This window comes from Zoogloea sp. LCSB751 (genome assembly GCF_002028455.1).
Lineage (GTDB): Bacteria > Pseudomonadota > Gammaproteobacteria > Burkholderiales > Rhodocyclaceae > Zoogloea.
The window spans coordinates 213310-233381 of the sequence record NZ_MWUM01000002.1; the positions used below are offsets into that span (position 1 = coordinate 213310).

General features: G+C 66.3%; 18 protein-coding genes. 5 read left to right on the forward strand and 13 right to left on the reverse strand.

The window, feature by feature from the left end; translation table 11 throughout:
* Window positions 1-17: 17 nt before the first annotated feature.
* The 6 genes from torT to B4920_RS03895 form a co-directional block, all read right to left on the reverse strand.
* Window positions 18-1187 carry a TMAO reductase system periplasmic protein TorT gene (torT, locus tag B4920_RS03870; protein WP_079433299.1) on the reverse strand — a complete coding sequence of 390 codons (1170 nt, stop codon included), beginning with the start codon at window positions 1185-1187 and terminating at the stop codon, window positions 18-20.
* Window positions 1188-1276: 89 nt separating this feature from the next.
* Window positions 1277-2599 (reverse strand): GGDEF domain-containing protein, encoded by a 1323-nt coding sequence (locus B4920_RS03875; RefSeq protein ID WP_079433300.1) that lies wholly within the window; start codon window positions 2597-2599, stop codon window positions 1277-1279.
* Window positions 2600-2770: 171 nt separating this feature from the next.
* A complete protein-coding gene (locus B4920_RS03880; RefSeq protein ID WP_079433301.1) occupies window positions 2771-3346 on the reverse strand; it encodes a transglutaminase family protein in 576 nt (191 codons plus the stop codon).
* A gap of 77 nt (window positions 3347-3423) precedes the next feature.
* Entirely contained in the window at window positions 3424-3915 is a 492-nt protein-coding gene (locus B4920_RS03885) for a c-type cytochrome (RefSeq protein ID WP_139379413.1), read from the reverse strand.
* Between the two features lie 5 nt (window positions 3916-3920).
* Entirely contained in the window at window positions 3921-4499 is a 579-nt protein-coding gene (locus B4920_RS03890; RefSeq protein ID WP_079433303.1) for a pentapeptide repeat-containing protein, read from the reverse strand.
* A gap of 84 nt (window positions 4500-4583) precedes the next feature.
* A complete protein-coding gene (locus B4920_RS03895) occupies window positions 4584-6452 on the reverse strand; it encodes a methanol/ethanol family PQQ-dependent dehydrogenase (RefSeq protein WP_079433304.1) in 1869 nt (622 codons plus the stop codon).
* 207 nt (window positions 6453-6659) lie between these two features.
* On the opposite strand from B4920_RS03895, the gene B4920_RS03900 reads away from it, so the two are divergent.
* On the forward strand, window positions 6660-7298 hold the full coding sequence (locus B4920_RS03900; RefSeq protein ID WP_173862635.1) for a response regulator transcription factor: 639 nt from the start codon (window positions 6660-6662) through the stop codon (window positions 7296-7298).
* A gap of 94 nt (window positions 7299-7392) precedes the next feature.
* Here the strand turns inward: B4920_RS03900 and lldP are convergent, their stop codons facing one another.
* From lldP to B4920_RS03925, 5 genes are all read right to left on the reverse strand, one after another.
* Window positions 7393-9039: an L-lactate permease gene (gene lldP / locus B4920_RS03905; protein ID WP_079433305.1), complete on the reverse strand. Its 1647-nt coding sequence runs from the start codon at window positions 9037-9039 to the stop codon at window positions 7393-7395.
* Between the two features lie 68 nt (window positions 9040-9107).
* Complete coding sequence (locus tag B4920_RS03910) at window positions 9108-11888, reverse strand: FAD-binding and (Fe-S)-binding domain-containing protein (protein WP_079433306.1); 2781 nt, start codon at window positions 11886-11888, stop codon at window positions 9108-9110.
* A 76-nt stretch (window positions 11889-11964) separates the two neighbouring features.
* On the reverse strand, window positions 11965-13344 hold the full coding sequence (locus B4920_RS03915; protein WP_079433429.1) for a LutB/LldF family L-lactate oxidation iron-sulfur protein: 1380 nt from the start codon (window positions 13342-13344) through the stop codon (window positions 11965-11967).
* 71 nt (window positions 13345-13415) lie between these two features.
* Window positions 13416-14090 (reverse strand): lactate utilization protein C, encoded by a 675-nt coding sequence (locus B4920_RS03920; RefSeq protein WP_079433307.1) that lies wholly within the window; start codon window positions 14088-14090, stop codon window positions 13416-13418.
* Entirely contained in the window at window positions 14087-14920 is an 834-nt protein-coding gene (locus B4920_RS03925) for a (Fe-S)-binding protein (RefSeq protein ID WP_079433308.1), read from the reverse strand. The genes B4920_RS03920 and B4920_RS03925 overlap by 4 nt, the downstream gene beginning before the upstream one ends.
* A 272-nt stretch (window positions 14921-15192) precedes the next feature.
* Between B4920_RS03925 and B4920_RS03930 the strand changes: the two genes are divergently transcribed.
* The 4 genes from B4920_RS03930 to B4920_RS03945 all read left to right on the forward strand — a co-directional run bounded on the left by B4920_RS03930 (window position 15193) and on the right by B4920_RS03945 (window position 18418).
* Window positions 15193-15978: a FadR/GntR family transcriptional regulator gene (locus B4920_RS03930; protein WP_079433309.1), complete on the forward strand. Its 786-nt coding sequence runs from the start codon at window positions 15193-15195 to the stop codon at window positions 15976-15978.
* Between the two features lie 45 nt (window positions 15979-16023).
* Window positions 16024-17373 carry a leucine-rich repeat-containing protein kinase family protein gene (locus B4920_RS03935; protein ID WP_079433310.1) on the forward strand — a complete coding sequence of 450 codons (1350 nt, stop codon included), beginning with the start codon at window positions 16024-16026 and terminating at the stop codon, window positions 17371-17373.
* A 147-nt stretch (window positions 17374-17520) separates the two neighbouring features.
* On the forward strand, window positions 17521-18081 hold the full coding sequence (locus B4920_RS03940; protein ID WP_139379414.1) for a hypothetical protein: 561 nt from the start codon (window positions 17521-17523) through the stop codon (window positions 18079-18081).
* A 115-nt stretch (window positions 18082-18196) separates the two neighbouring features.
* A complete protein-coding gene (locus B4920_RS03945) occupies window positions 18197-18418 on the forward strand; it encodes a hypothetical protein (protein ID WP_079433312.1) in 222 nt (73 codons plus the stop codon).
* Between the two features lie 70 nt (window positions 18419-18488).
* Here the strand turns inward: B4920_RS03945 and B4920_RS03950 are convergent, their stop codons facing one another.
* Window positions 18489-19421 carry a DUF535 family protein gene (locus tag B4920_RS03950; RefSeq protein ID WP_079433313.1) on the reverse strand — a complete coding sequence of 311 codons (933 nt, stop codon included), beginning with the start codon at window positions 19419-19421 and terminating at the stop codon, window positions 18489-18491.
* A 194-nt stretch (window positions 19422-19615) separates the two neighbouring features.
* A complete protein-coding gene (locus B4920_RS28625) occupies window positions 19616-19855 on the reverse strand; it encodes a hypothetical protein (protein ID WP_139379415.1) in 240 nt (79 codons plus the stop codon).
* Window positions 19856-20072: the final 217 nt, after the last annotated feature.

The following is a 20072-nucleotide window of genomic DNA, read 5'->3' on the forward strand; positions in this document are numbered from 1 at the left end:
GGCAAGGCGCTGGCAGCTTAGGGGTGTTCCCGCTTCGGGTCATAGGAAAGAATTGGCGTATACCCGTCGGGAGCGATGGATTCGTCGAGCCGGTAGGTGTCCAGATTGTTCTGGTCCACGATGCCCAGCTTGACGAGCAAGGTGTGCGGCGGAGTCTTGACCCGTCCCTCCAGGTGATTGACGACGGCGTTGAGGGTGACCCGGGCCTGGCTCAAGGCCTTGGTGTCGGCGGCGGCGAAGATCTCCTGGCGGCGGATGAGGCCGGCGATCTCGCGGGTCAGGTCGTAGGCGACGATGCGGATCCGGTCGTCGAGCCCGGCCTCATGGATGGGCAGGCGCGCGGCGGGCGCGCAGCCGGTGCAGCCGATGATGTAGTCGAGCTTGTGGCCGTGTTTTGCCAGGAGTTGTGCGGCCAGCTGGGATTGCTCGATGCGGTCGCTGTCGCCGTAGCGGATGTCCACGATATTGACGCGGATCGGCGCCTTGCGAGCGGCCTCCTGGCTGCCCTCCACTTCGCCCTTGACCCAGCCGGCACCGGCCGGGCCGGGCAGGAGCGCGATGTTGATCGCGCTGAGGCCACGCTTCTGCGCATCGCGGATGACCCAGCGGGTGGCATCGAGGCCCATGCTGCGGAGCGAGGTGGTGATCTTGATCGTCAGGTCGTCGCTGGTGCTGTCATTGGCCAGTTCGAACACCGGGATGCCCTTCGCGCGGGCCCGGGTGATCGACGGATTGTTGCCGTCGAGGCTGATCGGCGACAGCACGATGGCGTCGTAGCGGCCGTTGCTGGCTTCTTCCATCTGGCGCAGCTGGCCGATCAGGTCCTTGTAGCCGTCGGCCGGCAGGATGTCCACGGCCACGCCGAGGCGCCGGGCTTCGCTGATGACGCCATAGCTGCAACCGATCCAGTACGGATCCTTGATGTGGGGAAACAGGAAGGCGATGCGCCACGGCCGACTGGCGCGGGCGGTCATGGCGTAGTTGCCGGTGCTCACGCGCCCGCTGCGCAGGGCTGCGTCGGCGGTCAGGCCGGGGGGCAGCGGGCGCTGGATGACATGGACCGGGATCGGGTCGAATTTCACCGCTGCCGGCAGCACCGGAGAGGTCGGCGCTGCCGCCGTCAGGCAGGTGCTGACGCCAAGAAACAGGGCGGAGGTCAGGAGGCGCGAGGCCTGTGGCAGGGGCATTGGCCACCTCTTCCTTGGTGTTGGTCTGCTTTCCGGTTGAGTAATGTAGCTTGAACGCATGGCCCCGGCTCCCTGCGCCCCGTGTCGGGTCAGCGTGGCCGCCCGAGCGCCTTGCCCAGGTACATGGCGGAATCCGCGTGCCTCAGCAGCGTGTCGGCGTCCTGCCCATCTTCGGGGTGGATCGCCACGCCGATGCTGGCTTGCGTGTGCAGCGCCAGGCCGTCTATGGGGAACTCCCGGGCCAGGCTGTGGCGGATCTTGTCTGCCACCTGGGCTGCGTCGGCGGGGCTGTGGAGATCTTCGAGAATCACCACGAACTCGTCGCCGCCGAGGCGGGCTACGGTGTCTACGTGTCGTACGCAACTGCCAAGGCGACGGGCGATCTCCTGCAGCAGCAGGTCGCCTGCCGCGTGGCCGAGGGTGTCGTTCACCTTCTTGAAGTCGTCGATGTCTAGGTAAAGCAGGGCCATCCGGCCGTGGCGGCGCTGGCTGCGCCCCAATGCCCTGTCGAGGCGTTCATGAAAGAGGCGGCGGTTGGGCAGACCGGTTAGTTCGTCGTACTGGGCGGCGCGTATGAGTTCGGCTTTCAATTGCCCGCGCTCGACGGCAACGGCGACCTGGGTGGCGACGAAGTTGAGCAGTTCCCGGTCCTTTTGCGAATCGAAGGTGCCGGCATTCGCCTGGAGGATCAGGGCGCCGATGGCGTCCTGGCGGGTGACGAGAGGCAGGAAGAGCCACGCGGTGTTTGCCTTGGCGGGGGCGCCTGGGGGCAGGAGGTTCAGGTCGCTGACGAGAAGTGGATGTCCGCTGGCGATGACATTGCGGCTGTAGCGGTGGGCGACGGGCTCGTTAAGGAGGGGGGCGCTGCCGAGCGGGTCCTGTTGGTAAGGGAAGCTCAGCAGCTTGCTCTGTCGATCGCTGGTGGCAACGGCGACGCCGGTCAGTGGAATGCGTTCGGCGATGATCCGATGGATCTGCGGAAACAGGCTGTCCAGGTCGTCAGCCTTGAGCGCCGCGTCCGCAATGGCGTAGGTGGCCGCCTGGAAGGCTTCGGCGCGCTTTTGTTCGGTGACATCGCGAGCGACGCCGATGCGCATGTTGTCGGCGTCCGACCAGCAGGCTGACCACATGATGTGCACGCGGCTACCGTCTTTGCGCACATAGTGGTTCTCAAAGCCGACGCGGGGATGGCCGGCCATCACGCGGGCGGCCTCTTCGCAGGTCCGGTCGCGGTCCTCGGGGGCGACGAAGTCGATCAGCGGGTGGCCGATGAGTTCGCGTGGCGAGTATTGGAGGATGCGCTCGCTGGCGGCGTTCACATAGACGATACGGCCGCTGGCATCGACGAGAAAGACTGCGTCGAGGAGCAGATCGATGCTGTGCAGCAGGCGGTCCTGATGATTCGTGTCCATCTCGCGTTGGGGCTGGTCGCGCCGATTCTGTGTCGGCTCGGACGTAGATTGCCGGGGTGTTCCGCGGCGCGCAAGCTGGAAATAGCAAAAATGCGATTTTCGGCACGGAGGTGCCGCGTTTGTCCGCGTTTGTTTGTGTGAGCGTTAACGTGCGGTATGTGGCGCTGCCGCTCAGGGGGCGATGTCGGGCAGGTTGGCGATGACTTCGGCGACGTCGGTGCAGCGTTCCAGCGTGGTGGTCACGACCAGCAGCGGCTTGGCGTGGATGCCGGGCAGGTCGCATTCGTGCGGCGGGCGGAGGGCGAAGGCGAGGACTTCCGTCGGCGGGCAGAAGTCGGCAGCGACACCGGGCTTGTTGCCGCGAGCGTCGACACGGTACCAGCCGAAGCCGTCGAGATACACGGCGTTGAGGCCGTGCAGGCAGTAGGGGGCACTGTTTGCGTCGCCGACCGACAGGCGCTGATAACACAGGCCGGCGGGGATGTCGTTGGCGCGCAGCAGGGCCGCGAGCAGGTGACTCTTGGCGTAACAGTAGCCGGTGCCGTGCTGCAGCACGTCGGAGGCGCGGCAGGTGACCGGATTCTGTCGGTAGTCCCAGCTGTGGCGGATGTGGTCGCGCACGAACTCGAAGCAGCGGCGGGCGATCTCGGTCTTGTTGCTGGTGCCGTTGGCGAGTTCGGCGGCTTTGGCGCTGACCTGCGGGTGGTCGAAATCGATGTAGCGGCTGGCTGCGAGGTATTCGTGCATCGTGGTCGGGGAGGCTATGGGGCGGGTGGGCAGTATAGCAATCCCGACGGCATGGCCTGCCCCAGCGTCGCAGGCGGTCAGCGGGACTGTGCCGGAGCGGCCGGACGGGAACGGCTTTCGAGGAAGGTCCGGATCGTCCAGATCGCGGCGGGGGATAGCACGTCCTGCCAGGCCGGCATGTGGACGACGCCGACGCGGGTCTTGCCGTATTGCACGGATTTCAGGAAGTACTGGTCGTTGTCGACGATGCACATCTCGCGGATGGTCCGATCGGCGATGCGCGAGCAGCCGCGGTCGAGCTTCAGGAGATCGGGACCGACCTGGCCCTTGTTGTCGCCGTCGGGGCCGTGGCAGCGGGCACAGGCCTGGTTGAAGGTTTGGCGCCCGATGTCGGCGGCGCGCGGGTTGCCGCGGTAGGGGTTGGCGTCGCCGGCTGCCGTGGTGATGGCCGGTAGCGCCGAGGTGTCCACGACGATGCTGGCGTCCGCCACTTCACTGGCGCTGGCAATGCTCGCGCCGAGCAGGAGGCCGAGAGCGACGAGGCGGGCGCTGAGGGTGAGCTTGGGCATGGTGTTCACCAGTCGGTCGGGCAGCCGGTGCAGCCCTCGAAGGACGAGTCGGGAAAGATGGTGTAGCGCAGCAGTGCGCCTTCCAGGTTGGCGCCACGGAAGTTGGTGGTGCTGAACTTGGTTTCCTGCAGGTTGGCGTTGGTGAGGCGGGCGCCCTCGAACCACGCGAAGGCGGCGCGGGCGGCCTCCAGGTTGGCGGCGGTGAGGTCGGCGCCGCTGAAGTCGCTGCGCATGATGCGGGCGAACTCCAGATCGGCACCGATCATCCTGGCATTGCGGAAAGAGGCGCCGGGGGCGTTGGCCTTGGACAGGCGCGCGCCGCTCAGGTCCGCGCCGTCGAAGATCGCGCCAGCGAGGTTGGCGCCGCGCAGATCGGCGCGGGCCAGGTTGGCGCCGGTGAAGTCGGTGCCGGCCAGGTCGCGGGCGGATAAATCGACGTGGCGCAGGTCGGCGCCCTGGCAGCGGGCATGGGCCCAGGCGCCGCAGGTTTTGAAAACGGGCGGATCGTCGGCCTGGGCGGTGCCGGCAAGAAGGCCCGCGGCGACGGCGAACAGCACCGTGCGAAGGCTGGTGTGGCAGTACATGGAAGGGCTCCCGACGGTGGGGTCGCGAAGAAAAAGCCCGGGCCGGCCGGAGACGATCCGGCCCGGGGCAAGGCGCTGGCGGGGTCAGCGCGCGATCTTGGGCAGCTTGAATGCCCAGAACGAGGAGCCTTGGGTGACCTGCTTGGTCAGCTCGGCCATGTCACCGCCCCACAGGGGCACGGCGCCGCCGTAGCCGGAGGCAATGCCGACGTATTGCTCGCCGTCCATTTCCCAGGTGATGGGCACGGAGACGATGCCGGAGCCGGTCTGGAACTTCCACAGTTCCTTGCCCGTCTTGGCGTCGAAGGCCTTGATGAAGCCGTCGGAGGTGCCGGTGAACAGCAGCCCGCCGGCGGTGGTGAGCGTGCCGGCCCACAGGGGGAACTTCTCCTTGTGCTCCCAGGCGATCTTGCCGGTCTTCGGGTCGATGGCGCGCAGGGTGCCGACGTGGTCGTCGAACAGGCGCTTGATGCGGAAGCCCTGGCCCAGGTAGGCGGAGCCGGCCTTGTAGGTCAGGTGCTCGGTCCAGTAGTCCATCGCCCAGTGGTTGGCCGGGATGTAGAACAGGCCGGTGTCCGGGCTGTAGGACATGGGCATCCAGTTGGTGCCGCCCAGGAAGGGCGGCGAGACGAAGACGCTGTCGCCCTTGTCGGCGCCGGCCTTCGGCTCGGGCGGTCGGTTGCCGGTCTCGATCGGCTTGCCGGTGGTGAGATCCCATCCCTTGGCCCAGGTGATGCCGTCCACGAAGGGCCAGGCGCCGATGAGCGAGGTGGGCTTGTTGGGGTAACCGGCGCCGTTGGTGAGTTTCTCCCGGTCTGTGACGAAGAAGAAGCCGTTGCGGTCGGCGTGGGCCGAGGCTTTGACGAGCTTGCCGGTCTTCGGATCCTTGTATTCGAAGAGAACCACCGAGTTGTTGCCGGAGAAGTCCCAGGCGTCGTTGGGGGTGTGCTGGAAGAAGCCCTTCAGCTCGCCGGTGCTGGCATCCACGTAGGCCTGGCCGGACGTGAACAGGCTCGGCCAGTTGCGCGGATCGTCGCCTTCCTGGGTGCGCTTCCAGGTGTTCCACGGGGCCGGGTTGCCGGTACCGACGACGACCATGTTCTTCTCGATGTCGAAGCTGGCGGTCTGCCACGGGGCGCCGCCGCCGTGGTGCCAGGCTTCGGTGAGCTTGCCGTCCTTGTCCTTCGGCCAGGTCGGGGCGCTGGCGTCGCCGGTGGGCGTGCTGTCCTTGCCGTTGAGGCGGCCCATGTGGCCTTCGACCATCGGGCGGGCCCACACTTCCTCGCCGGTATCCGGGTCGCGGGCGAACAGCCAGCCGACCACGCCGAACTCGTCGCCGGACGAGCCATGTACCAGCAGCACCTTGCCGCTCTTCTGGTCCTTGATGACGAAGGGGGCGCCGGTCATCGTGTAGCCGACCTTGTGGTCGCCCCACTTCTTGCGCCACACCACCTTGCCGGTGTCCTTGTTGAGGGCGACGATGCCGGCGTCGAGCGTGCCGAAGAAGATCTTGTCGCCGTAGAGTGCGGCGCCGCGGTTGACCACGTCGCAGCACGGGCGGATGTCTTCGGGCAGTCGGGCCTCGTATTCCCACAGGCGCTTGCCGCTGCGGGCGTCGATGGCGTAGATCCGCGAGTAGGAGGCGGTGACGTACACCACGCCGTCGTGCACCAGCGCCTGGCCTTCCTGGCCGCGCTGCTTTTCGCCGCCGAAGGAGAAGCTCCACACCGGCACGAGGCCGGCGACGTTCTTCGCATTGACGGTTTTCAGTGTGCTGTGGCGCTGGGCCTTCAGGCCGAGGCCGTAGGTCAGCACATCGCCCGGCGTCTTGTCGTCGTTCTTGATGTCATCCCAGCTCACCGTGGTGCCGGTCGCGTGGGCGGTGCTGCCGAAGGCGCTGGAGAGGGCGACGGCCAGCAGGCCGGCTTTGAGTTTGAGGCGTCGGGATTTCATGGTGGTTCTTGTCTCCGCTTCGTTGTCGTTCGATGCCTGGGGCCGTCTCCCTGCGACGGGGGGCCAGACCGAGCGGAGTATGGAATTCCATGTCGTGCGCCGTCGTGGGAAGCGCTCCCCGCGACACCGGGAATTCTTCCCGACGTGAGGGGGCCGTGGTCCGCACGCCGGCCGCGCCCTCTATGATGGGTGGGTCAGGAGGGTGAAATGATCCAGATCATGCTGGTCGAGGACCATGCGGTGGTCCGCAACGGATACCGGCGTCTGCTCGACGCCGAAGGAGACATGCGGGTGGTGGCGGAGGCCGCCTCCGCCGACGAGGCTTACGCCTGCCTGAGTGCGGGCGGGATCGATCTGGCGGTGGTGGACCTCAATCTGCGCGGCAGCAGCGGGCTCGACGCGATCCGGCGGATGCTGGCCCGGGAGCGCGGGCTGAAGGTGCTGGTGATCTCGATGCACGACAACCCGAGCTACGTCACGCAGGCCATCCGCTTGGGGGCGCTTGGCTACGTGACCAAGTGCAGCGAGCCGGACGAGATGCTGGAGGCGATCCGCGTGGTGGCCGCCGGTAGGCGCTTCCTGTCCACGGACGTGGCCCAGGCGCTGGCCAGTGCGGCGCTGGAAGAAGACGCGTTGATGGCGCGTCTGACCCCCAAGGAGTTCGACGTGCTGTGCATGGTGGTCAATGGCGAGCCGACCGCCAGCGTCGCCGAGACCCTGCATCTGAGCCAGAAGACGGTGTCCAACCACATGACGGCGATCCGCCAGAAGCTGGAGGTGGACAACGATTTCAAGTTGATCCAGCTGGCGGCGAGGTTCGGCCTCGTCACGCTGTCCCCGCGCTGAACCGGGGCTGCCTAAAAAAACGGCGACCGTTTGCACGGCCGCCGTCGAGGCTCCCCGGGGACACATCTCCCCGTTCTGAAGAGAGTTCAGCCGCTTACGGGATCATCCACGTGAACACGTAGGCCTGCAGCGTGGTGATGATGCCGACCATGGTGGCGAAGGCCAGGCTGTGCTTGACGGTGAAGCGGAACAGGTCCGATTCCTTGCCGACCAGGCCGACGGCCGCGCAGGCCACGGCGATGGACTGCGGCGAGATCATCTTGCCGGTCACGCCGCCAGTGGTGTTGGCGGCCACCAGCAGGGTGTCGGAGACGCCGACCTGGTGTGCGGTGGTGGCCTGCAGCGAGCAGAACAGCGCGTTGGACGAGGTGTCGGAACCGGTCAGGAACACGCCCAGCCAGCCGAGGAACGGGGCGAAGAACGGGAACAGCGCGCCGGTACCGGCCAGCAGCAGGGCTAGGGTGGCGGACAGGCCGGAGTAGTTGGCGATGAAGGCGAACGCCAGCACCATGCCGATGGAGTAGATCGGGCGCTTCAGTTCGACGACGGTTTCCTTCAGGGTCTTGGCGGCTTCGCCGGACCTCATGCCGAGCACGAACATCGAGATGATCGCGGCCAGGAAGATCGCGGTGCCGGTGGCGGACAGCAGGTCGAGCTTGTACACCGCGGCGTAGGGCGTGGCCTTGGTGACGATGGGCTCCATCTTGATGACCAGCTTGTCGAGCATCGGCACCGGGAACTGGAAGACCAGGGCGTACAGCGGGCCGTCCTTGGCAAACAGGGCCTTGAAGGGCTTGAGACTCCAGATGGTGACCATGATGGTCAGGATCACGAACGGGGACCAGGCCTTGGCGATCTCGCCGAAGCTGTAGTGCTTGTCCTCGCCCAGTTCGGCGTGGTGCTGCTTGTCGAAACGGAAGATGTTCTTCGGCTTCCAGTTCTTCAGGAAGATCGTCAGGCAGATCAGGCTGACCAGCGCGGAGGTGATGTCCGGCAGCTCGGGTCCGATGTAGTTGGCGGTGAAGAACTGGGTGATGGCGAAGGAGCCGCCGGCCACGATGATCGCCGGCCAGGTTTCCTTGATGCCACGCCAGCCGTCCATCATGGCGACCAGCCAGAAGGGCACGATCACCGACAGCAGCGGGAGCTGGCGGCCGGCCATCTGGCCGATCTTGAACGGGTCGATGCCGGTCACCTGGCCGCTGACGATGATGGGGATGCCCATCGCGCCGAAGGCCACCGGGGCGGTGTTGGCGATCAGGCACAGGCCGGCGGCGTACAGCGGGTTGAAGCCCAGGCCGACCAGCAGCGCGGCGGTGATCGCCACCGGTGCGCCGAAACCGGCCGCACCTTCCAGGAAGGCACCGAAGGAGAAGCCGACCAGCAGCATCTGCAGGCGCTGGTCGTCGGTGATCGACACGACCGAGGCTCGGATGATGTCGAACTGGCCGGTCTTTACGGTGATCTTGTAGAGGAATACCGCCGCGATGATGATCCACGCGATCGGCCACAGGCCGTACAGGAAGCCGTAGCCGGCCGAGGCCAGGGCCATCTGCACCGGCATCTTGTAGAAGAAGATCGCCACGGCCAGCGCGATGATCACGGTGACGGTGCCGGCGATATGCCCCTTGAGGCGCAGGATGGCCAGCGCGACGAAGAAGAAGATGATCGGCAAGGCGGCGACCAGCGAGGACAACCAGAGGTTGCCCAGCGGGTCATAGATCTGCATCCAGGGTTGCATTCGGTATTCCTCCTTTGATGAATGCGTTGGTCGTTTCTATCTGTGGTGAAAACGGGGGCGGGCCGGCGTCAGCAGGTCGCCAGGCGGACCGCCTCGGCGCTGCATTCGTCGAGCAGGTGGACGATGGAGCGGTAAGGCAGGCCGGTGGCGGCGGTGAGGCCGATCTCGCAGGTCTGGTTGCTGGAATAGCCGCCGCAGCAGCCGGCCGGCACGTCGGCGTGCAGCTTGCGCAGCGCGTGGGCGTTGAGTTCGGGCACGACGAAGCCACGGTCGCCGCCAAAGCCGCAGCACTTCACCTCGGCGGGCAGCACGACCTGCTCGGAGCAGGCGCCGGCGAGCTGCTTGAGCTTGGCCTCGAAGCCCATGCGGCGGGCCGAGCAGTTGAGGTGCACCAGGATCGGGTCGCTCTTCTTGTGCAGCATCAGGCGCGGCAGCAGCGCGTCGTGGGCGAATTCGACCAGGTCGTACACCTTCAGGCGCTCGGCCAGGAAGGTCTTCATGCGCAGGGAGCAGGCGCTGGCGTCGAGGATGACCGGGTATTCGCCGTTGTTGCTGGCCTTCAGCAGGGCGGCTTCCAGTTGGGCCGACTTGCGGTCGGCGTCGTCGGCGAGGCCCTTGCTGGCGAAGGACTGGCCGCAGCACAGGCTGTTGACGTCGTCGGGCACGATGGGCGCGTAGCCGGCCCGTTCGAGCACGCGGATGACGGTGGCCGACAGGGCGTGTTCCGGCGTGTCGGCGCCGAACATGCGGCCGGCGCAGGTGGGGAAGTACACCACCTTGTCGCCATCGGTCCGCCTGGCGCGGCCGGCCGGCTGGGGCTTGGGCATGCCTTCCTTCCAGGCGCCGCCGGTGAGGCGCGACAGGGCCTTGGTGCCGATCACCGCCTCGGCCAGGTGGCCGGCCTTGAGGGCGGTGCGGGCCAGGGCCTGGGTGGCGCCGAAATGGTTGGCGGCCACATGGCCGAGCTGGCGGGCCACGGAGGACAGCTGGTCGCCGCGTACCGCACGGGTCAGGGCGCCGGTCTCGATGCCCACCGGGCAGGCCGTGGAGCACAGGCCGCAGGTGGCGCAGGTGTCGAGGCCCATGTAGAGGTAGTCGTCGCCGAGTTGGCCGAAGGCTTCGCCGGCGGCCTGGCGGCGGGACAGCTCACGCCAGCCGACGATGCGCTGGCGCGGCGACAGGGTCAGGCCGTGGGACGGACACTGGGGCTCGCAGAAGCCGCACTCGATGCAGCGGTCCACCGGGGCATAGAGCTGGCCGGCGGCGGGCATCGGCTTGAGGTGCTTGAGGTGGGCCTCGGCGTCGTCGTTGATGATCACGCCGGGGTTGAGCAGGCCTTCCGGGTCGAAGAGCTGTTTGATCTCCTTCATCAGCCCGTAGGCCTTGGCGCCCCATTCCAGTTCGACGAAGGGGGCCATGTTGCGGCCGGTGCCGTGCTCGGCCTTGAGGGAGGCGTCATACTTGTTCACCAGCACGGTGCATAGCTCGTCCATGAAGGCGGCGTAGCGCGCTACCTCGGATTCGATGCCGAAGTCCTGGGTGAACACGAAGTGCACGTTGCCCTCCAGCGCGTGGCCGAAGATGATCGCCTCGTGGTAGCCGTGCTTGGCGAACAGGTGCTGCAAGTCCAGGCAGCAGGCCGCGAGGTCCGGTACTGCGACCGCCACGTCTTCGATGATGACCGTGGTACCCGGCTTGCGTACCGCGCCGACCGCCGGGAAGGTGCCCTTGCGGACGTTCCACAGGCGCTCGATCTCGGTCGGGTCGGTGGTGAAGGCCGGGCTCTCGATCAGCGGGTAGAGGTTCAGTTCGGCGAGGACCGCGGCGATACGCTCGTCGAGGGCTGCGGCATTGGGCGCGCGGGTCTCGATGAGCAGCGCGGTGGCGCCGTCGGCCAGGGTCTTCAGCAGGGCTGGCATGCCCGGCTTGTGGGCGACGCAGCGCAGGGAGGCGCGGTCGAGCAGTTCCACCGCATCTACCGGCTGGTTCTTGAGGCCGGCCACGGCGCGGCAGGCGGTTTCCATGTCGTGGAAGAAGGCCAGCGCGCTGGCCTTGTGGGCGTATTCCGGCACCGTGTTGTAGGTGACCTGGGAGATGAAGCCCAGCGTGCCTTCCGAGCCGATCATAAGGTGGGCCAGGATGTCCACCGGGTCGCTGAAGTCCACCAGCGCGTTGAGGCTGTAGCCGGTGGTGTTCTTGATCTTGTACTTGGCATGGATGCGCTCGGCCAGCGCGTGGTCGGCACGCACGTCGGCGGACAGCGCGGCGAGGCGCTCGAGCAGCCAGCCATGGCTGCTCTTGAAGGCGCCGACGCTGGCGGTATCGCCGGTGTCCAGCACGGTGCCGTCGGCGAGCAGCACGCGCACCGAGGCGAGGGTGTTGTAGCTGTTCTGGGCGGTGCCGCAGCACATGCCGCTGCTGTTGTTGGCGGCGATGCCGCCGATTTTTGCGGCGTTGATCGAGGCGGGGTCGGGGCCGATCTTGCGGCCCAGCGGGGCTAGGCGGCGGTTCACCTCGGCGCCGATGATGGCCGGACCGACGCGCACGGTGGCACCGTCGGCGCCGATGCGGCAGGTGGCCAGCCCTTCGCCGAGCAGCACCAGTACCCCGTCGGTGACGGCCTGGCCGCACAGGCTGGTGCCGGCGGCGCGGAAGGTGACCGGGCGGCCGTAATGGCGGGCCAGGTCGACCACGTCGCGCACCTCGGCCTCGTCATTGACGACCGCCACTACTTCCGGGATCAGGCGGTAGAAGCTGCCGTCGGTGCCGTAGGCAAGGCGGCGCAGTTCGTCGGTAATCACGCGCTCGGCGGGCAGCCGCAGGCGCAGGGCGTCGATGAGAGCGGACACAGAGGCTCCTCCCGGTGCAGGGATGTTGTCGATTCAGGGTGGGTTCGGGCGCCGGGGGCGTGCCCCAGCGACAGGTTTAGCGTCGGTCCTTGAGCATGTCCCTCAGCCTTCGCGGTGCCGGTTGCAAGGGCGTGCGGGCCACCGTCCAGCCGCTTTGCTTGCGCGGTGTCAGCGCCCGGAAACGGGTGGCCAGCCAGCTGAAGGCCCGGTAGGTGGCGGGGCGGCCGTAAAGGCGGGCCCACATCCGCCAGACGAAGCTGATCTTCGGGTCGTAGGCAGCGCCCTGGCCGACCATCGCCGGGTTGGCGTGGGGCGCGCTATTGGCCTCGCCGCGCAGGCGGATCAGCAGCTCGGGGATCGGGATCTTCACCGGGCAGACTTCGCCGCAGGCGCCGCACAGGCTGGAGGCGGTCGGCAGCAGGTGGGTCTGCTCGAGGCCCATCATGTGCGGCGAGACGATCTTGCCGATCGGGCCCGGGTAGGTGGTGCCGTAGGCGTGGCCGCCGATGCGGGTATAGACCGGGCAGTGGTTCATGCAGGCGCCGCAGCGGATGCACTGCAGGGTCTTTCGCAGCTGCTCGTCGGCGTAGGCCTGGCTGCGGCCATTGTCGAGGAGCACCAGGTGGACTTCCTCGGGGCCGTCCTTGTCGCCGGCCTTGCGCGGGCCGGAGATCATGTTGAAGTAGGTGGACACCGCCTGGCCGGTGGCCGAGCGGGTGAGGATCGAATACAGCGGAGCGACGTGCTCCAGCTTCTCGACGATCTTCTCGATGCCGGTGATGGCGATGTGCACCTTGGGCACCGTGGTGCACATGCGGCCGTTGCCTTCGTTCTCGACGAGGCACAGGGTGCCGGTCTCGGCCACCGCGAAATTGACGCCGGAGAGGCCGATGTCGGCGCTCTCGAACTTGTCGCGCAGCACGTTGCGGCCGATCCGGATCAGCGCGTCCACGTTGTCGGTGTAATCGACGCCGGGGATCTTCTCGGCGAACAGGTTGGCGATCTGCTGCTTGGTCTGGTGGATCGCCGGCATGATGATGTGGGACGGCTTTTCGCCGGCGAGCTGGACGATGTATTCCCCCATGTCCGACTCCAGCGCGCCGACGCCGGCGGCCTCCATCGCGTGGTTGAACTCGATCTCCTCGCTGACCATCGACTTGCCCTTGACGATCAGCTTGGCCGAATGACGGCGCGCGATGTCGAGCATGATGGCGTTGGCTTCGTCGGGCGTCTCGGCCCAATGCACCTTGACGCCGTTGCGGGTCAGGTTGGCTTCGAGTTGTTCGAGCAGCTCGGGCAGCTTGGACAGGCTGTACTGGCGAATGCCTTCCGACAGGGTGCGCAGGGAGTCGAGTTCGTCCTGGTCGGGGAACTGGGCGGCCCGCTTGGCCATCAGGAAGTCCATCGCGCCGCGGAAGCTCTGGCGCAGGTGCGGATCGTTCACCGCATCGTGCATGCGCGCGCGCAGGGCCTGGGCGGAGACGAAGGCGATCGGCTGGCCGGAAGATTGCTGCTGGGGCTGGTGGCTCACTGGGCGTCTCCTTCGGCGTTGATGACGATCACGACGAGTTCCTTCGGGCCGTGGGCGCCGTAGGCGAGGGTCTGCTGGATGTCGGCGGTCTTCGACGGGCCGGAGATCAGCAGCGCGTTGGTGGGCAGGCCGGCGGCCCAGTTCTCGGTGCGCAGCACATCGAAAAAGGTGGGCTGGATGGTGGCGGCGTCGAGCAGCGCGAAGTGGATCGGCGGCACCAGCGACAGGGTGCGCGGCTCCGCCTCGGAGGACCACAGCATCAGCGTGCCGGTCTCGGCGATGGCGCCGCGGGTCTGCGTGAAGCCGGCGTCGACGCGGTGGAACAGGTCGGCCTTGAGGTCTTCGACCTGGCCGGCCCAGGGGCGCAGCGTAGTGGCCGGGAAGGTGGCTTGGTCAAGGCGCCGGCCGGCGGGCGTGTCGGCGCCGTAGAGCATCGTGGCGACTTTCTTGTCGGCGCACAGGCGGGCCAGCAGGGCCGGCCAGTCGGCTTCGCTGCTGATGTGGACTTCCGCGTGGAAGCTCTCGATGCCGGTGCGGAAGCGGGCCAGGCGTTCGGCTTTGCTTTCGCCGCGGACGCGCGGCGTGTAATGGGCGTCCAGGTCGGGCAGGGCGTTGGGCTCGGCCGGCCGGGCCGCGCGCAGCTTGGCCAGGATGCGGTCGCGGGCGCTCATTGGGCGTCTCCTACAGGCTTTCCGCCAGTGCGGCGGAGCAGGAAGGTGGCCAGATGTTCGCCGGGGAGGGAAGGCTTGGCACGGCCGGCGTCGAGGTCTTCCTTGGCGGCGCGCTTCGTGATGTTGAGCATGCAGCCGCAGTCGGCGGTGACCAGCTGGTTGGCGCCGGTGGCCTTGAGGGACGCGACCTTGTCGGTGACCATCGCGGTGGAGATGTCCGGGTGCTTCAGCGAAAAGGTACCGCCGAAGCCGCAGCACTCGGATTCGTGATCGTGGTGGGCGAGGGTCACGTTGCCGAGGCGGGCCAGCAGTTCGCGGCCGACCAGGTGGGTGCCCATCTCGCGGCGCGCGGAGCAGGAGGTGTGCAGCGTGACGGTGGTGGCCGGGCCTTCGTCCTTGCGGTCGAAGCCGACCACGTGGAGCAGGAATTCGGCGAATTCGTAGGTGCGCGCGGCAATCGAAGCGGCGCGGGCCTTGAGGGCGGCGTCGTCACCGATGACCTTTTCCCAGTGCCAGCGGATCATGCCGCCGCAGGAGCCGGACGGGACGACGATGGGGTAGTCGCCGGGGAACAGGTCGAGCTGGGAGGCGACGACCTGGAGGGCTTCTTCCGGAAAGCCACTGGTGAAGGCCGGCTGGCCGCAGCAGGTCTGGTTGTCGGGGAAGATCACGCGGATGCCTTCCCGTTCTAGGAGGGCGATGGCATCCATGCCGGCTTCGGGGACGAACATGTCCACCAGGCAGGTTCCATAGAAGTACACCGCTTCCGGGCGCGGCGGGTAGGTCCGCGCCTGGTGTCCGGCGTTGGTACTGACCAAGGGTTTGCTCATGTCTCCTCCAGTCTCGCCGGCCGGCACGGAACGGTGTCTCGCGCAGCGGCTCTGTGGCTATCTATGTTTGCTATTGGGTAAAATGGTAAGACCAATTTTTCTCGTCCGCGGAAAATTTACGCGCCGGCAAAAAGGGAGTCAATTATCCAAAACCCTGATACGCACAACTTCTCGATTTATAGTGCGTGGAAGGGTGCTTGTCTGTTGCAAGGAGTTGTTGGTGCGAACTTGCCGTCGTAATATTGTGGTCTGACCATTTGAACGAGATCCCCATGAGTAGCAGCGGCAAGCTGGTCGTCCAGCGCCTGTCCGACACCATCGCCCTGGAACTGGAACGGCGCATTCTGGAAGGTGCGCTGAAGCCCGGCGACCGCCTGCAGCCCGAGCGCGAACTGGCGGCCGAGCTGGGCGTGTCCCGTCCATCCCTGCGGGAGGCACTGCAGAAGCTGGTTTCCAAGGGCTTGTTGCACAGTCGCCAGGGCGGCGGAACCTATGTGACGGACCGGCTGGACGCGGGCTTCACCGATCCCTGGCAGGAGATGCTGGGGCGGCACCCGAACGTGCAGGAGGATCTGCTCGAGTTCCGCGGCATGCTGGAGTCGGAAGCCGCGTCCTTGGCGGCCCGGCGGGCGACGGACGCCGATCTGCAGCGCATCGGCGAGGCCTACGGGCGGGTCGAAGCGTTGTTCGCCCAGGGGCCGTCGGCAGAGGTTTTCGAGGAGCAGGTGAAGGCCGACCTGGCTTTCCACCAGGCCATTGCCGAAGCGGCCCACAACGTGATGTTCGGGCACCTGACGGCCAGCCTGTTCCGCGTGACCCACGACCACATCGACCGCAACCTGCGCCACCTGCGCCGGCTCGAGGGGGACTGGCTGGAGCTGCGCGCCCAGCACGCGGCGATCTGGGAGGCGGTGCGCACCCGCAACGCCCAGGCGGCCCAGGCGGCAGTCCGCCGGCATATGGATTTCGTGCAGGAAAGCATGCGTGCCCGTGCGCAGCACGAGGCGCGCGAGTCTCGTGCCCAGGTGGCCCGCAAGCTGGTCAAGGCAGCGGAATAGCGTGGGGCGACAGGCTGCAATCAGCATCCCCGCGCGCCTTGGACGATGCCTGTGAACTCCCTCGGCGATCTGCGCGCCGGTCGGCTGGCCGGGGCGCGTCAGCTCAAGCTGGCATGTGGCCTGACCGAGTTTCCGTCGGAAATCCTCGAACTGGCCGACACGCTGGAAGTGCTCGACCTTTCCGGCAACCGGCTGACATCGCTGCCGCCGGAGTTGTCGCGCCTGCGCCATCTGCGCATCCTGTTCTGTTCGGGCAATCCGTTCACCGTGCTGCCTGAAGTGCTGGGTGAGTGCCCCCGCCTCGAGATGGTCGGCTTCAAATCGAGCCGTCTGCACACGGTGCCACCCGCCGCGCTGCCGCCACAGCTGCGCTGGCTGATCCTGACTGACAATGCGATCGATGCGTTGCCGGCGTCGATCGGCCGTTGCTCCGGCCTGCAGAAGCTGATGCTGGCGGGTAACCGGTTGAGTACCCTGCCGGATGAGATGGCCGCCTGCGCCGGGCTGGAACTGCTGCGCATCGCGGCCAACCGGCTGACTGTCCTGCCGCCGTGGCTGTTCGATCTGCCGCGCCTGGCGTGGCTGGCTTACGCGGGCAATCCGTTCTGTGCGTCCGTCGAGATGCCGCGGCTGGGCGGTGATGCGGCGATCCGTATTCCGTTTGCCGATCTGTCGCTGGGAGAGCGCCTCGGCGAGGGCGCGTCCGGGGTGATTCACCGTGCCGCATGGCGTGGCGACGGTGAACGACGCCAGGTGGCGGTCAAGCTGTTCAAGGGGAGTATGACCAGCGACGGCCTTCCCTCGCACGAGATGGCGGCCTGCCTGGAGGCGGGCTCCCATGCGAGCCTGATTCCGGTGCTGGGGCGCCTCGAAGGGGCAGGGCAGGTGGGGGAGGGGCTGGTGATGGCGCTGATCGATCAGGCCTTTGAGAGCCTGGCGGGGCCGCCCAGTCTGGCCTCCTGTACCCGTGACATCTATCCGGACGGGGCGGCGTTCACCGTCGATGCGGTGCTGCGCATTGCGACAGGGATTGCGGCGGCGGCGGCGCACCTGCATGGGCGGGGTATTCTTCATGGCGATCTGTATGCCCACAACATCCTGCATGCCGGTGAGGGCCGCGCGCTGCTGGGCGATTTCGGTGCGGCCTCCTTCTTTGCGCCGGAAGACGAGCGCACTGCGTCAGCGCTGCAGCGCATCGAGGTGCGTGCCTTCGCCTGTCTGCTGGACGAACTGGTTGCGCGCTGCGAGGTGCCCAGCCCGACCAGCCTGAAGCTGCAGGCGCTGGCCAGTCTGCAGCGGCGTTGCGCGGATCCGCAGCCCTCGTCGCGCCCCTTGTTTGCGGAGGTGGAGGCCGAGCTGGCACGCATCGCGGCGCTACCGTCCCGCTTCAGTTGAAGGTTGGCCTGGAGCGCGTCTCCGCGTGTGCTCCGCCACGGCTGGTGATGGGCGGCGGTTGATATGCCGGGGCGGGCGGTTTACGCTGAGAAGCAGGATAGACGGGCGTGTCCGGCTCCAGCCTTGGTGGCGGAAAGGATGTGTGCGGTGAAGGCGATCGTGTCCATGCTGATGGCCGGGCTGCTGGCGGGCTGCGGCGGCATGCTTCCTACTGCCCAGCAGGAGGTCGGCAAGCGCTGGCGCGACTTCGACGATGTGAAGAAGACCTTCGACCAGATCGTGCCCTACCAGACTGATATGGCGGTGGTGCGCAAGCTGGGCTTCGATCCGTATACGACGCCCAACATGCAGATCCTCAACCACTCCCAGGTGGTGCGCGCGGTGCTGCCGTCCCCGCTGCAGGATCCGGCGACGATCCCGAAAGGGATCCAGGAGTGCATGAAGGTGCTGGATGGTTGCGTGGGCTATTTCATGGAGCCGAGCAATGTGGACCGCAAGCGGGTCGGTAATTTCATGCTCGATTTCCTCAATTTCAAACGCAATACACTGGTGACGGGCTGGCGTTTTGGCGCGTTGATTGTCGTTATCGACGACAAGGTCGTCTATAAACAATGGAGCGGTCAGCCGCGCATCGAGGAAACCGAAGTGCGCCACAACCCCCTGGGGCCGTTGCAGGGTGTTGGTGAGGCGCTACGGCCGTCGCCGTAGCCGGAAATCGATCACGTGGCTGATCTTTGAGCCTCATGTTTTTGGACAGCCTGCCGTAAAATGAAAAAAGCGCGCCACTTGGAAGTCCGGGTGGTGGATCTACCAGGAGTACATCATGAGCGTTAGTTCGGTCAGCGGCGCCTCCAGCGCTGCCTTCACCCAGGCCCTCCAGCAGCAGGCCGAAGCCAGCAAGGTTCAGCAGCAGCAAGCCCCGGAGGATGTGCGCAAGAAAGAGGAGCAGCAGGCCCAGGCTGCGCAGGCCGCCCAGACCGCGCCGGAACCCACGTCCAATCTGAACGGGCAGGTTGTCGGTCAGGTCATCAATACCTTCGCCTGATCCTGCCGCATCGGCGGCATCAAGACAAACCCCGGTCGGCGCCGGGGTTTGTCTTTTCAAAGGCCGGGTTTCAGGCGGCCAATGGGGTGGCTTCCGTCGAATACGCGCTGAGGTCCTCGAGGCGCTGGCGCACCGCCTCCCGCATCTGTTCCCGGGCCTGCCGCTTTTGCTGAGTGCGTTTGCGGTGGTGGCGGTCTATGCTCTCCAGGGGTTTTTCCACCAGTGGCAGCCGTATGGTGGCGCGTCCGTCGGTTTCCGCCTGAGCCTGGAACGGTTCGAAGGCCTGCCGATACAAAGCCTCCAGGCGTGCCTGTCCGAGTGGGGTCTGGTAGTGCTCGTCGGGGGCTATGACCCGGATCTGATCCAGCTTCAGAAATGAAAGGAGTGCGATCAGGCTGTCCATCAGCAGAAACAGCGGCACCAGCTGAAAGTGCTGCTTGCGGAATTCCTTGATCCGCTCCTGCTGGCCGATGCAGCCCTGGTTCCGGCAGATCAGGGCGCTATGGCTGCCGTCCGCTTGGGACTGGAAGAGGAAACCGAGGGCGTGGCTCCAGGCGCCGTCGATGAAAAGTACCAACTGGAACTCCCCTTCGTTGCGGATCGTGTCCCGGGTCAGCAGTACCAGTCGTACTTCAGCCCTTATGGTCGGGTATTGGGCCGTCCACAGGCTGACTTCCCCCTCCGTCAGGTTGTCGAGCAGGGAGGGGGGAAAACGGTCGAGCAGAAAGCGGTAGTGGTCGTGGATGTGGCGCAGGGATTCCTCGACCGACCAGCGACGTGACAGGTAGTCCCGGTAGTATCCGTGGTGCAGGCGCGGGGATGTGCGGGAGAAAAGGCAGAGCAGGCGTTCGTGGAGAAAGATGGACTCCAGCGAACGTGTCTCCGCTCCGAGTCGTCGGTATTGCAGATCCTGCCCAAGGCGGCGTATGCGACGTTTCAGCTTGTATAGGCGGTAGCTGGGATTCAGGCTTTTGTGCAGAAAACGATCGAAAGTCTGGGCCATGGGGCGGGCTCGAAGCGAATGCGTTGAGCCGGCGATCCTACGGGCGAAGTCTTAACTTTTACTGACAAAATCTTTAAATTTGTTGATTGGCAGTGAAAGATTGCGAGATTGTGGCGGGGTGTCGGGTTTTCTCCGGAGTCTCTCCGGAGTCTGGCGAGTCTTCGGGTGATCGACCGCAGAGCGGCCCTGCGGGATCATTTGGCCGAATGGTTGCCGTGCGCTGCGTACGTGGTGTCGGCGGGAAACCAGTGCCGACGGGCAACTTGCCACTGCTCCGGCGACAGGAACAGTTCGACGACCTCCATCTGTCGCGGCTCGACCCGCTTGCGTCGTTCGACGCCGGTAGGTGATTTTCCGTCGCGCTGCCGACGCTCGCCCCCGGTGCGGCGCTCCGCGCCATTCCAGCGCTTTGCTGTTGAGTGAACTGAGCCCATCTGCTTCTCCCTATGGCGTTGTTGTACGTATTTTCCAGTGCTTGTCCGTTTTTTTTCGAGAACTATGTCTCGCGGCGGAAAGTGGTGGAGCGGCTGTTGCAGGGATTTGCAGAATGGGGCGAGGACCGGCTGGTTTCGGGTTCTGGGCCGCCGATGCTGGTGGCTGTATTGCCTGGCAAGGCTGAAACAAAACCTTCACACTTCTGTTCCATATTTC